Source organism: Actinoplanes sp. ATCC 53533 (assembly GCF_003947245.1).
The window spans coordinates 15221-28534 of record NZ_QHHV01000024.1 but is presented as its reverse complement, the minus strand read 5'-3'; the positions used below and the strand labels follow the sequence as shown (position 1 = coordinate 28534).

Sequence of the window (13314 nt, the reverse complement as noted above, 5' to 3'; positions counted from 1 at the left end):
ATCTCTGATCGAAACTATAGGCGGCCCAGCGGCGAGAACGGCGCCGGAGGGAGACATCTGACGCGCGACCCGTACACCGGGATCCGCGCTCAGCCGGCGCCCCAGAAGGCGTCCTCATCCGCCTGCGCGGAGGAGAACAGCCACACCTCCGCGATCTTCTCACCCTCGATCCTGAGCACGTCGACACCGTCCATCGACATCTCGGCACCGTTGCTGCGCTTGCCGCTGAAGTGGATGGGAAACGCACACACGTCGCCATTGACCATGGGAGCACCGGTCGCCGCGAGCCTGAGGGTGCCCTCGCTGAGCGTCATGGTGGCACCCAGCAACTCGCCCACCGCGGGAGCGCCGCGGTAGGTGCCCGAGAGCTGGCTGCTGCCGGGCTGGTGCCACACGATCTCGTCGGCGAACATGCCGGCGACCGTGGCGAAGTCGCCGGCGTTCAACGCGTTGACGTAACGGGTGGCGACAGCGAGGGTGTCGGTCATCAAGGTTTCTCCTTCGTTCGATACTGTTTCCTGGTGACGACCCATGGTCACCAAGAGTGACCAGTTACCTCAACGTAACTAAAAGATCGAGTGATCCAGATCACAGCCCGAAGGAGGGTCGCGCCGCCCGCCGAACCGCAGCCGGGTCGCCCTCTCAGGCGCGGCGCGCGAAGATGCCGGCGAGCACCGTCCCGACACACAGGGCGGCGGCGCTGAGCCCGAGCGACCAGTGGATCCCGACGACCGCGCCGAACAGCCCGACCGTGATGCCGCTGCCGAAGCGCATGCCGCTGGTCGACATCCCGTAGACGCCGATGACCCGGCCCCGGTCGGCCGGCGGCGCGAGCAACTGCACCAGCGTCTGCCCGATCGACATCGAGGCCAGGTTGGCGACGCCGCCGACCACCAGCAACAGCACCGACAGCGGATAGCTGGTCGAGACGGCGAACAGCAGGGTGCTGAGGCCGTAGACGCCCGTACTGAAGACGGCCGAGACCACGGTGGGCCGAAGCCGGCCGGTGGCCTCCAGCAGGATCCCTCCGATCACCCCACCCACGCCGTTGGCGAAGAGCAGGATCCCGTACGCCGTCCCGGCGCTGCCCGCCCCCAGGTCCTGGGCGAAGATCGGCATCGACGACTGCATCGAGGCGCCGACGAAGAACGAGCCCAGCCCGCCCAGAATGATCATGCTGACCAGCGTGCGGTTGCCGCTGACCTGCCGCAGCACCCGCACGGAGTCGACGACGCCCAGCCGCCGGCGCGGCGCACCGCCGGCCCGGCTGTGCCCGGTGAACTTGGTCCGGAAGAGGAAGAGCGTGAGCGGCAGGTAGAACGCGACGTTGGCGAAGATCCCGGCCGTCGGGCCCAGACCGAGCAGCAGCGCCGAGCCGATCACCGGCCCGAAGAGCACCCCGAGGCTCTTGAAGGTGGCATTGAGGCGGACGGCGCTCGGCACCTCGTCGGGGCCGACGAAGTCGTGCAGCATCAACTGCTCGGCCGGGCCCCACAACGACCCGGCGAGCCCGTGCAGCACCAGCAGCACGCACGCGGACCAGACCTCCAGCGAGCCGGTCAGGAACAGCACACCCCAGGCCACCGACACCAGCGCGAACAGCGCCTGCGCGGCCTGGATCACCCGGCGGCAGTCGAACCGGTCGGCCAGCCCGCCGAAATACACGGAGAAGAACAGGAACGGCAGCCAGTGGCTGATCACCTGGAAGCCCGCCAGGGCGGGCGAGTGGAACTTCTCCCACAGGACCCAGTACGTGATGACGTGCTCGATGTTGTCGGCCATCATCCCCAGCGCCGCCCCGAAAAGATAAGGACGGCAATCCGGGTTCCGCAGGGCGGCGAACTTGCGGGGTACGGGGGCAGCCGCCGCCGGCAGGTGCGCGGGTATCCCGCAAGCGGCACACATCTCAGTCAGACCTCCCGCCGAGAGCCTCCTGGAAGCCGCCACCAGCGGCACCCGGGGTGCCTCGCACAGTGACCTGAGCCACCCGTGAGGCGTTGCGGTCCTCCGGGCGTACCCGTCATCGTTTTGGGGCCGCCGGGCCGAGCAGGCGTTCCAGCAGCCGGGGTTCGCCCGGCCAGGCCGCCATCAGCACCTCCCGGGGCACCTGCCGTCCCGCATACCGCAAGGCCAGCGCGACGACCACGATGTCGTCGAGCGGGCCGATCACCGGGATGAACTCGGGAATCAGATCGATCGGGCTCGCCACCCAGAGCCCGGCGACGACGATGGCGATCCGGGCCCTGCGCGGCACCCGGGGATCCTTCCGCAACCGTCGCACGGCGGTGACACAGTCCGGGATGAACGCGGCCAGGTCCCGCAGCACGCCCGGCGGCAGCCGCCGGGCCAGCACCAGCAGCAGCACCCAACTCGCGACGAGGCACGCCAGGGCGACGCCGAGCCCGAAGAGCCACTCCCGCATGGCGGTCACCTCCCGGACCCTACGCGTCGCGGCCGAGGCCGCATGCCAGTCCCGGTGGCGGGCTCAGGCGGCCGGGACGGTGAGTGAGTGCACCGCCGCGCCGCGCCTGGCGGCCTTGACGCGGTACATCGAGCTGTCCGCCTCCTGAAGGAGCAGCTCGACGGTGGTGCCCGCGCCGCATTCGGCGGTGCCGATGCTCACGCCGACGCGAACGACCCGGTCGCCGAGGCGATAGGGCGCGCAGATCGCATCGCTGATGCGGCCGACCAGTTGGTCCAGCACCGGGCCCGCCGCGACGTCGTCGAGGAGAACCAGGAACTCGTCACCGCCGAACCGTCCGGCCGCGTCCTCGCCGCGCAGGCAGTGCCGAAGCCGGTCGGCGACGCTGACCAGCAGCCGGTCGCCGGTGTGATGGCCCAGCGAGTCGTTGACCCGCTTGAACCCGTCGAGATCGAGGAAGAGCACGACGGCCTGTCTGCCGTCCGTCCGCCGGCGCGCGATCGCGGCCTCCAGCGACGCGATGAACGATGACCGGTTGGGCAGGCCGGTGAGCCGGTCCGACTGCGCCTCCCGCATCAGCTGCTGCTCCTGGTCGCGCAGGTCAAGGGCGATGGTCAACAGCGCGGCGCACTGGTTGACCATCTCCCGCCCGTCCTCGACCCGGCTCTCCACGGTGTCGACCAGGGCGAGCCAGCCCCGGTCGCTGTCGCCGACCTTGGCCTTCACGACGAACACCGTCTGCCCGGGTTCGGCGGCGTCCAGCAGCTCGACCGGCGGGAACGCCGCGATTGTCGTCGGGCCGGGCGGGATCGCCGGGCCCGGGTGGCGGCGCCAGCCCGGCGTCCTGACCAGCTCGCCGTACGGCCCACGGAGCGCGATCGAGCCGGCCATCGCGGGGGTCAGGCCGAGCCACGACGGGTCCTGAGGCTCGATGTCGCGGCGGTGCAGCAGCGCCCGGTTGAGCGTGTAGTTGATGCTGATCAGCGAGCGCAGATGCAGCCTGTCACCGAGCTGGGCGCGGCTGCGCGAGCGCCCCAGGGACAGCATGATGGCCTGCACGCCGCAACCGACCCGGGTGGCGACCGCCGCGTCGGCGACGGGCAGGCCGACCGCGTACTCCTGCACCGCCCGGGAGATCACCCGCAACGTCTCCGGATCCGGGCTCCCGGCCAGCAACTCCTGCAGCTCACCGGCTGCGGATTCGATCCGGGAGGTGTCGCCCGCCGCCGCGGCCACCAGCGCGTCGGCGGTGACCGCGGCGGCACGCTCGGCGGCCTCGACGCCCTTCGCGGCGGCAGCGGCCTCGACCGCCGGCAACAGGCCGACCAGGCGCGTACCGAGACGTCGCAGCCCGTCGGTCATGACGAGCGCCGGGAGCTTCTCAGCGAAACTCGTGCACCCGCACGAGCTGCGCGGCACGAAGCCGGTGGGCAGCAGGTACGGCACCGGCGGCACGTCCTCCCCGTCGAGCTGCCGCATCAACAGATCGACCGCGCGCCGGCTCATCGCGTCCAGCGGCTGGCCGACGCTGGCCAGCTCAGGGTGGAGCAGGCTGGCCTCGTCGATGTCGTCGAATCCGCTGACCAGGATGTCGTCCGGGCAGTTCAGGCCGGCCGCCGCGAGCACCTGCAGGGCGGCGATCGCATTCCGGTCGGTCCCGGCGACCAGGGCGTCGGGCCGTCCGTGGCGCAGCAGGTCGCCGGCGGGCCAGGTGATGCCGCTTTCCACGTTGTTCCACGCCGGCAGGAACACGCCCGGCTCCAGGCCGTGCGCGTCAAGCACCTCGAGGTACGCGTCGTAGCGTTCGCGCACGTCGGTCGCCGCGAGGTGGCCGGTGAAGGCGATGCGGCGGCACCCGTGCTCGCGGATCAAGTGGGTGACCACGGCCCGGATGCCGGCGCCGTTGTCGGACAGCACGGCCGGTCGATCGAACCCCGCGACGGTGTGGCCGACCAGGACCACCGGTTTGCCGGCGAGCGCCAACCGGGCCAGGTACTCGGGACGAACCGCGTCGGCCATGGCCACGAAGCCGCTGATGTGATCCCAGGACACGGGTGCGTCGAAGGCCGGGTCCCCGCCGGTGACCGCCAGGTCGGCGGCCGCGTCCAGCGTCTGGATCGCGATGAGCCGCCGGCCGTGCGACTCGGCCGCGGCGGCGACGCCGGCAACGAGGGTGCCGTAGTACGTTCCGCCGACGAACGGCGCCAGCACTCCCAATGCCCCGGCATCACCCATGGCGGGCCTATCGGATGCCGCGAGCCGCACATGAGCGATCGAAACACCCGCCGCGGGCTCGCTGTGAGCTACCTCACTACCCGCTCGCGCTTCGGTGGGGGTCACCGGGTGAGGAGGCCCTCGGCACGCAGCGCGGCCAGCAGCGGCGGCAGGGTGACGGCTGCTGCTCGCGCGTACCCGTCGGGTGAGGGGTGGAAGCGATCAGCGCCGAACATCCGTACCGGATCGGCTCTGAAGAAGGGGTTGAGCAGGTCGGCCAGGGCAATGGGGTGGCCGCCCGCGGCCACGACCGCGGCCGTCTGGGCCGCTGCCAGCCGCTGGCTGCGCAGCGTGGCCAGCCAGCGCAGCGGCGGCCGCAACGGCGGCAGGACGCCGAGGTCGGGGCAGGTGCCGACGATGACGTGGCAACCGACGGCCCGCAGTCTGCGGACCGCCTCGCCGAGGTGGAGTGCCGCCGATCGCAGCGGCGAGAAACGGGTGACGTCGTTGCCGCCGATGTAGATGACAGCGACGTCGGGGGTGTGCTGCAGGGCGGCGTCCACCTGGTGTGGCAGATCGGACGACAAGGCGCCGACGAACGCCGGCCGATACAGCTGCACCCGGCGCCCGAGCCGGCGTGACAGGGCGGTGGCCAGCATGACGCCGAGCGTCTCGCGTGGTCTGGTGGCCCCGTACCCGGCCGCGAACGAGTCGCCGAGGATCGCGACGGTGAGGGGCCGGCCGGGAAACCGCCGGCCGATCAGCCCTTCGCCGCGCGGTGGCGGCTGCACCGCCAGGGGAACGACGCGCTGTACGCCGCGAGCCTGCCCGAGGATCACCGCAGCCATCCCGGCCGGCACGACCACGACCGCGCCGAGCGCGGCACCGATCAGTCCTGTCACGAGGTTCAAGCTACGAGTCCGGGAGTCCATAGTCGCGTCATTACTCCCGGTGCCACCGTAGCGGGCCGGGATGCAGGCTCCACCAGATGCGACGCCACCAGGACCGCTTCGCCCGCAACGCATCGGCGTAGGCGACCGCCTGCTGCCCCGCCCGCTCGGCCTGCTGCCCGTCGGCCGCACCCGGCGCGAAGCCGACGGTGTTGACACCGGCCACGAGCTCATTCAGCGGCGGCAGCCCATACCCGGCGGGCGGCGCGGCGGCCCGCACCGGCGCGACACCGCCACGATCCGGCGCGTCCTCGGGCCGCCATCCCACGGATGCCGCATCGACGGGGACAGCACCATCCGCCGGGGCCGACCCAGCGCCCGCGCGGATGCTTGCCGCGCCTGGCTTGACGGCCCCAGCATTGACGGACTCAGCATTTTTCCGGGCCCTGTCCACCGCTGGATCGGCGGCCTGTGCTTCCGGGTCGGGGTGGCTTGAGGCGGTGGCCTGTGCTTCCGGGTCGGGGTGGCTTGAGGCGGTGGCCTGTGCTTTCGGGTCGGGGCGGCTCAAGGCGGTGGCCTGTGCTTCCGGGCCGGGGCCGCTCAAGGTGGCGGCCCTGGCACCGTCGCCAGCGTCAGCCCGACCCCTGACGAGGACAGCCCTGGCCCCGCCGCGGGAGCTCACCCTGCGCTGCCGTGGCGGGGGCGGCTGCGCCGCGTACGCCGCCGCCTCGCCGGCGGCCAGATGGGCCGGCACCGGCCGTCCCGCCAGCCGCAGGGCGTCGGTGAACTCCAGCCAGGCCCCGGCGATCCGCTCATCCGGCGCCCCGGCCCCGAGCCGCCGGCGCCGCAACCCGCGCCGCATCACCACCACGGTCGCCGCCGCCGCGATCAGCACCAGCAGCACCGAACCCGAGGCCCCCGTCGCCACCAGCACCGCGGGCGGCCCGCTGTCTCCGGCCGCGGGCGCCTGGGCGACCACCGGCGGCGCCGACGCACTCGGCGCGTCCGGCGCGGGTGGCGGCTCGGAGGGCGGCGGTGGCGACGGCTTGGGGGTGAAATCCTCCTCGACCGGTCGCGGCTGGTCGCTCTTGGGCATCGGATCGAACGCCACCCAGCCCAGCTCGTCGAAGAGCACCTCCGGCCAGGCGACCGCGTCGCCGCCGGTGACCGGGCCGCCGGTCTTGGGCACGTCGAAGCCGACCACCACCCGCGACGGCAGGCCGGTCAGCCGGGCCAGCAGCGCGAACGACGCCGCGAACTGCTCCGACGTGCCGCGCTGCCCGCCCCGGTCGCGCGGGCCGAAGAGGAAGAACTGCAGGTTCGGGTAGGCGTGCCCGCTCGGCGCGTCGGCGACCTCGCGGTAGTGCTCGGCCAGGAACTCCTCGATCGCCGCCGCCCGGTCGAACGAGCCCGAGTTGCCGTCGGAGAGCTGCTCGGCCAGGCGACCCACCGACTCCGGCACCCCGGCGCCGACGGCGAGGAAGCGCGCCACCGCGTCGCCGCTCGGGGACTCCGCCGAGGGCAGCAGGTTGTAGTCGGGCTCCTGCGCCTGGGACGTGGCCGTGTAGCGCGTCCCCGGTCGCAGTCCTTCCGGGCTGATCAGGGTGCCGGTCGTCGGGTCGTAGGCGACGCGTACCCCCTCCACGCCGGTCGGGGTGGGCACCACCGGGAGCAATCGCCCGGTGAGCCCGTCCACCGTGATGTCCTGGGTGACCTGCCGCAGCGGCACGTCCGGCAGCGTGGGCGCGCTCGGCAGCACCCGCCCCGCGTTGCGGTAGGTGGCACCGACCCGCCAGGTCACCCCGTCGTAATCGGGCAGCACCGCGAGCCGCAGCCGCATCGTGCCCTTGCCCGCGACGGCCGGGCCGACCTCCAGCAGCTTCTGCTCCGGGGCCAGCGCCCAGCCGGAGATCCGGTTCAGCGGGCTCTCGTCGAGGCTGTCGACCTGCGGCGGTTCGACGTACCTCCGGGGGTCGACCGGGGTGGCGGAGACCCGGTCGCCGACCCACGGCCCGACCGCGACGATCAGCCCGATGAGGACCACCAGGCCGGCGGCCGCACCGGCCAGCGCGCGACCGCGCACGGCCGCGCGGGTCTTCGGGGGCACGTCGGACAGCGACGGCCCCGCCGGCGGCCGGGCGCTGACGGCGAGCGCGAGCGCGACCAGCCCGGCGAACAGCAGCGTCGGCCACCCGGCGGTCCCGGCATTCGGCCCGACGACATAGAGCGCACCGCCATAGAGCGCCGCGGCGGGCGCGCAACCGAGCAGCACCCGCCCGGACCGCACCGCCACCTCCGCGCCGGCGAGCCCGGCCAGCCACGCGGCGACGACCGGCACGACCACCGTGTCGGGCGTGGACTCGACCGGGATCATGGCGGTGAGCAGCCGCGGGATCCCGTTGACCAGCGCGTCGGTCACGATCCCGGGCAGCGGCCCGGCGAGCTCGGCGCGGTTCGCGGCGATCCGCAGCGCCCCGAGGGTGTAGCCGGCCAGCAGCAGCACCGACAGCGGCGCGATCGTCCACGACGGCAGCCGGCGCGCCGCGGCGCTGACCCCGACCGAGCCCACCGCCGCGCCCGCGACCAGCTGCAGGAGCAGCGCGTCGGCATAGATCCGCCCGAGCACCACGCCGGACAGACCGATCAAGATCATGAGAGCCAGGGGTACGACCGCAGCGCGCAGCCACCTCACCATCCCCGCACCCCGTCCCAGGCCCCGGCGAACTGCTCGCCGTCCTCGGCCTCGATGACGATGAGCCCGCCACCGGCCGACACCGGCGCCGCGTCCCGGTCCCCGAAGAGCCCGGCGATGACCACCGGGTAGACGCCCCGCAACGCCGTGACCGCGCCCAGATCGGCCCGCCCGCCGGGCCCGGTCAGGTAGACGAGGGTGTCGCCCAGCCGGCTCTGCCGCAGGCTGCGCAGCGTCTGGGTGAGATCGGCCGCCCGCAGCCCGGCCTCGGTGAGCACGTCGAGGAAGGGCCCCTGGGCCGGCCCGGAGACCAGATGCAGCGCGACGGGAAGGTCCTCGCGCACCGCCGCGGCGACGATCGACGCCGCGGCCTCGCAACTGGCCTCGAACGAGTCGGCGATGCCGTCCCGCAGCTCCGGATGCGCACCGGCCCGGTCGTCGAGCAGCACGATAATCGTCGGCTCGCTGGTGTCGAGCTGCTCACGCACCATGAGCTCACCGACCTTGGCGGAACTCCGCCAGTGCACCCGCCGCAACTCGTCGCCGATCACATATTCACGCAGCGAATCGAAGGTGATGCTGCCCTGGGGCACCTTGTCGATCCGCCCGTCGAGACTGCGCGCCATCCCGGCGGGCACGGCCCGCAGCAGATGAATCCGCGGATGCACCCAGACGCGGGCGACCCCGCCGTAGGTCCGCGACAGCGTCATGAGCCCCAGCGGATCCGTGCGGGTGACCCGCAACGGCCCGACGGGCACGACGCCCCGCCGATGCGTGGGAACGGGATACTCCACGGTGGTGTCCCGGCCGGGCCGCAACCGCAGCAGCGGAACCGGCACGCTCACGGAACCGCACCGATCGGCGGCAACGAGGTTCGCGGCCCGCACCTTGCTGGTGTTGTGCACAGTGAGCGTCATGGCCGCGGCCTCACCGCGAGCCACCCGATCGGGGTGAGCGACCCGCTCGACCCCGAGCCCGGGCCGCCACACCGCGAAGACGACCCCGCAGCACACCGCCACGGCCGCCGCCGTCCCGAGCAACGCGAGATCCGGATACCCGAACCGGAACCCCGCAACGAGCAGAACGAGCGCGGCAACGAGCACGCCGGCCCCGCGCGCGGTGACGCCACCGAGCCGCCTCACGCCGCACCGCGCCGGCTTCGAGCGTTCATGCTGTGCCTGCTTCTGGCATGCGTTCGTGGCTCTCGCCTTCTCGCATGTGTCCGTTGCCCTCGCCTGAGCGACCGCCGTCTGGCGCGGCCGGGTGCCGCTCGGTGCGCTCACTCATGCTGTGCCTACTTCTGGCATGCGTTCGTGGCCCTCGCCTGCGAGGCCGCTGTCCGGCGCGGCCGGGTGCCGCTCGGTGCGCTCACTCATGCCTTGACGCGCTGGTTGTCCGGCAGGGGCACCGGGACCGACCGGACCGCGTCGTCGAGGACCTCGGCCGCCGTCACCCCGCGCAACTGGGCGTCCGGCGACAGCAGCACGCGGTGGGCGAAGACCGGCCCGATCAGCGCCTTGAAGTCCTCGGGCAGCACGTAGCCGCGGCCGTTGATCAGCGCGTACGCCGACGCCGCGCGGGTCAGCGCGATCACGCCACGGGGGCTGACCCCGACCCGGACCTGCGGATGGTCCCGGGTCGCGGCGGCCAGGCGGACCGCGTACGTGTAGAGCGGGTCGGCGATGTGCACCCGCAGCGCCATCCGCACCATCTCGCCCACGGTGACCGTGTCGGTGACCGGCTCCAACGCGTCCGGGGAGCGCAGCGCCGCCCCACGCAGCACCTCGACCTCGACCTCCTCGGCGGGATAGCCCACCGAGAGCTTTACCAGGAAGCGGTCGAGCTGGGCCTCCGGCAGCCGGTAGGTGCCGTCCATCTCGACCGGGTTCTGCGTCGCCACCACCAGGAACGGCTGCGGGACCGGATGCGGCACACCGTCGACGGTGACCCGGCGCTCCTCCATGACCTCCAGCAGCGCCGACTGGGTCTTCGGCGACGCGCGGTTGATCTCGTCGGCGATGACGATGTTGGCGAACACCGGGCCCGGGTGGAACTCGAAGCCGCGGCTCGCCTGGTTGAAGATCGTCACGCCGGAGACATCCGAGGGCAGCAGGTCGGGCGTGAACTGGATGCGCCGCCACTGCCCGCGCACGGCCGCGGCTATCGCCCGGGCCAGGGTGGTCTTGCCGACGCCGGGGACGTCCTCGAGCAGCACATGCCCCTGGGCGAAGAACGCGGTGAGCGCGAGCCGCACGACCTCGGGCTTGCCCAGCACGACGGTGCCGATCCGGTCGGCGAGCTGCGCCGCCACGGTGGCGAAGCCCTGGATGTGCTGCGGCGGCAGCGGTTCGATGCTCACAGGTGGGTCCTCAGCAGGTGGGCAGGTCGTTGATGTCGTCGCCGCCGTCGAGGTTGAGCCACGCGAACGGGATGTAGTTCTTACCCTCGTAGTTCACCTGCACCCACCAGGTGCTGCGCTTGTCGTTGTTGTAGATGTAGGCGTAGACCTCCTCGCCCCTCTTCTTGCAATATGCCAAGAGTCGGGTGCCGGGCTTGGCCCAGCCGACCTGCCTGCCCTCCTGCGAGGTGCCGGCGAAGATCTCGTTGCCGTTGCGGCCATCGCGGTCCTTGTCGCAGTAGGTCGCGGTCTCGCCGTTCTCGCCGTTCTTGCAGGTGGCGGTGCCGTACAGGTCGTCGGTCGCCTGCTTGCGGGCCTTCGGGTCGCTGGCGCCGGCCGCGGTCTGCGCGGTCACGGTGAGGGTGTAATCGGTGCTGGGCTTGAGGCTCTTCACCGTCAGGCTGGAACAGCTGCCGGTCGCGGAGCCGCCGCCGTTCGAGGCCTTCACCGTGCAGGTGGCCTTGGCGCCGCCGGCGTTGACGCTGAAGGTCACGGTCGCGGCGTTGAACGTCGCGGAGGATCCGGTGACCGTCACGACCGGCTTCGACAGCGTCTTCGCGGTGGCGGTGGCCGGCTCGCTCTCGCCGGCCTCGTTGACCGCGCGCACCTCGACCGACACGGTCTCGCCGGTGGCGAAGCCGTTCAGCGTGACGCCGGTGCCGTCGGCGACCTCGGTGGTCTTGCCGCCCGCCGCCACTAGGTACTTGGTGATCGGCCGGCCGTTCTCCGCCGGCGCCGTCCAGGTGACCTGGATCGTGCCGGCCTTGTCGCTGACGGTCGCCGCGTCGATGTTCTCCGGTCGGCCCGGCTTGGCGAACGGCACGACGCTGTTGCTGATCGGCGAGGCCTTCGAGCCGGCGCCGCGCTCGTTGATCGCGACGACCGTGAACGCGTACTGCTTGCCGTATTCCAGCTCGCCGTCCTTGACGGTCAACGTGGTCGCGCCCTTGACCTCGGCGAGGGGTGCTGACGTGCCGTCACTGACCGCCGTCACCGCATACCGCTCGATCTCCAGGCCCTGGCCGTTCGCCGCCGGCCAGCTGACGCTGACCGTGCCGTCCGGCTTCGCCTCGGCCGTCGCGGCCGTGGGGGCGTCGGGGACCTCGGCGGTCGGGCGCACCGCGTTGCTGGTGCGGGCCGGGCCGTCGCCCTTCTTGTTGACGGCGTGCACGGCGAACTTGTAGGTCTCGCCGTTGACCAGACCGGTCACATTGAGCGAGCGCTGGTTGGCGCCGACCTGGAAGGTCTTGTCCGCGCCCACGACCACGTACCTGGTGATCTCCGCGCCGTTCGACGGAGCCGCCCGCCAGGAGACCCGGACCTCGGCGTTGCCGGCGGCGGCGCGCACGTTGCGCGGCGCGCCCGGCTTGCTCGCCTGCGGCTTCTTCGGCTTCGGCGGGGGCGGCGGCGGGGCCGGCGGGGTGGGCGGCGGGTCGCCACCGAGCACATCGTCGGCGTACTTGTCGACGACGCGCACCTGGTGGGAGTTGTCGACGACCCGGGCGGTCGACGAGCCCGGCGCGTTGATGAACAGGTAGTTTTCGCGGACCTCGAGCTCGAGCGGGCCACCGGGGTCCTTGAAGTCGATGCCCTTCTGCTGGCGCCCGGCGGCGTCGAACACGTGCACCGTGCCGGTGGACTCGTCGGCGATGTAGAAGAAGCCCTTCCAGGCCACCGCGGGCTGCAACTCGCCGCCGTCACCGGGCACCACGAAGTCTGCGACATCGCCGGCCTGAGGCACCGCGTACACGTGGCGGGCGTCGGGGACGGTGACCGGCACGACCTCGCCGTCGGTGTGCTCGGGCAGCGTGCCGGGACCGGCCAGCGGGAGCTCGTGGTCGGCCCGCTGGTCGCCGCGGAACGTGGTCAGCTGGTTGGTGGTGCGGTCGAGCACCGCGACGCCGGTCTCCAGGGTGGAGATGGCCAGGTCGTGGCTGGCCGCGGCGACCGACTCGGTGCGGACCTGCGCCGGACCGGCGGCGGTCTGGCCGCCACCGGTGCCGCCGGTCGCGGAACCGTCCGGCAGGGGCGCGGCGGTGATCGCGGACACAGTGCCCTCGCTGGGCACGGCGATCCACAGCCGGCCCTCGCCGTCGAAGACCCCGCCGGTGATGCCGGGCGGATAGCGCAGGGACTGGCCGATCGGGGTCAGCGAGCGCGGGTCGAGCTGGCGCACCTCGCCCTGCACGGCGTCGATGACGAAGGCGGCATCCTCGTGCAGCGCGACTCTGACGCCGATGCCGCTGGTGGTCGGGGTCGGGTTGACGAAGACCTGCAGCGAGGTGAGATCCATCGAGCTGATGACGCCGGTCTGCGGGTCGCGCAGGATGACGAAGCGGTCGTTCTGCGAGACCTGGACCTGGTGGCCGCGCGCGTGGGGCACGTTGACCCGGGTGTCGACGCGGGCGGTGACGCCGTTGATCCGGGCGGCTTCACCCTTGGTCTTGCTCCACACCCAGGAGGCGGCGTCGTAGCTGGCGACGGCCTGGTCGGCGGCGCCCAGGCCGAGAACGGTGAGCCCCAGACCCGTGACGAGACTCAGGACAGTGCCCATGGTGACGAGGCCACCACGACTGCGCCACCGGCGCTTGCGTTGGCCGATCACGACATCTGCACTGGCCACGGCCTGCCTACCTCCCCGTTCGCCGGCGGCGCCCCGTTCAGGACGCTGGCCATCATAGGGGGACGGCGGCTGCTG

The 13314-nt window shown here is 72.5% G+C and carries 8 protein-coding genes and 1 pseudogene; all 9 read right to left on the bottom strand.

Features of this window, described 5'->3' with window-relative positions:
* Positions 1–89: 89 nt before the first annotated feature.
* The 9 genes and pseudogenes from DMB66_RS09525 to DMB66_RS09485 all read right to left on the bottom strand — a co-directional run bounded on the left by DMB66_RS09525 (position 90) and on the right by DMB66_RS09485 (position 13170).
* The gene (locus DMB66_RS09525) at positions 90–488 is read right to left on the bottom strand and encodes a nuclear transport factor 2 family protein (RefSeq protein ID WP_125803670.1); all 399 of its coding nucleotides are present in this window, start codon (positions 486–488) and stop codon (positions 90–92) included.
* A 154-nt stretch (positions 489–642) separates the two neighbouring features.
* On the bottom strand, positions 643–1905 hold the full coding sequence (locus DMB66_RS09520) for an MFS transporter (protein WP_125803669.1): 1263 nt from the start codon (positions 1903–1905) through the stop codon (positions 643–645).
* Between the two features lie 115 nt (positions 1906–2020).
* Positions 2021–2422 (bottom strand): YkvA family protein, encoded by a 402-nt coding sequence (locus DMB66_RS09515; protein ID WP_125803673.1) that lies wholly within the window; start codon positions 2420–2422, stop codon positions 2021–2023.
* Positions 2423–2485: 63 nt separating this feature from the next.
* Complete coding sequence (locus tag DMB66_RS09510) at positions 2486–4657, bottom strand: GGDEF domain-containing protein (RefSeq protein ID WP_125803668.1); 2172 nt, start codon at positions 4655–4657, stop codon at positions 2486–2488.
* A gap of 101 nt (positions 4658–4758) precedes the next feature.
* Positions 4759–5538: an SGNH/GDSL hydrolase family protein gene (locus DMB66_RS09505; RefSeq protein WP_370318351.1), complete on the bottom strand. Its 780-nt coding sequence runs from the start codon at positions 5536–5538 to the stop codon at positions 4759–4761.
* Positions 5539–6238: 700 nt separating this feature from the next.
* A pseudogene (locus tag DMB66_RS09500) lies at positions 6239–8221 on the bottom strand (DUF3488 and transglutaminase-like domain-containing protein); the annotation flags it as partial.
* Positions 8215–9360, bottom strand: a complete 1146-nt coding sequence (locus DMB66_RS09495) for a DUF58 domain-containing protein (RefSeq protein WP_125803665.1) — start codon at positions 9358–9360, stop codon at positions 8215–8217. The pseudogene DMB66_RS09500 and the gene DMB66_RS09495, both read right to left, overlap by 7 nt.
* 230 nt (positions 9361–9590) lie before the next feature.
* Positions 9591–10577, bottom strand: a complete 987-nt coding sequence (locus tag DMB66_RS09490; RefSeq protein ID WP_125803664.1) for a MoxR family ATPase — start codon at positions 10575–10577, stop codon at positions 9591–9593.
* A gap of 10 nt (positions 10578–10587) precedes the next feature.
* The gene (locus DMB66_RS09485) at positions 10588–13170 is read right to left on the bottom strand and encodes a fibronectin type III domain-containing protein (RefSeq protein ID WP_125803663.1); all 2583 of its coding nucleotides are present in this window, start codon (positions 13168–13170) and stop codon (positions 10588–10590) included.
* Between the last annotated feature and the right edge of the window lie 144 nt (positions 13171–13314).

What these genes read in the sequence shown, in the direction of transcription:
- DMB66_RS09520 (WP_125803669.1), bottom strand. Translation starts at nt 1,905, where the DNA reads ATGTGTGCCGCTTGCGGGATACCCGCGCACCTGCCGGCGGCGGCTGCC.
- DMB66_RS09515 (WP_125803673.1), bottom strand. Translation starts at nt 2,422, where the DNA reads ATGCGGGAGTGGCTCTTCGGGCTCGGCGTCGCCCTGGCGTGCCTCGTC.
- DMB66_RS09485 (WP_125803663.1), bottom strand. Translation starts at nt 13,170, where the DNA reads ATGGGCACTGTCCTGAGTCTCGTCACGGGTCTGGGGCTCACCGTTCTC.
- DMB66_RS09525 (WP_125803670.1), bottom strand. Translation starts at nt 488, where the DNA reads ATGACCGACACCCTCGCTGTCGCCACCCGTTACGTCAACGCGTTGAAC.
- DMB66_RS09510 (WP_125803668.1), bottom strand. Translation starts at nt 4,657, where the DNA reads ATGGGTGATGCCGGGGCATTGGGAGTGCTGGCGCCGTTCGTCGGCGGA.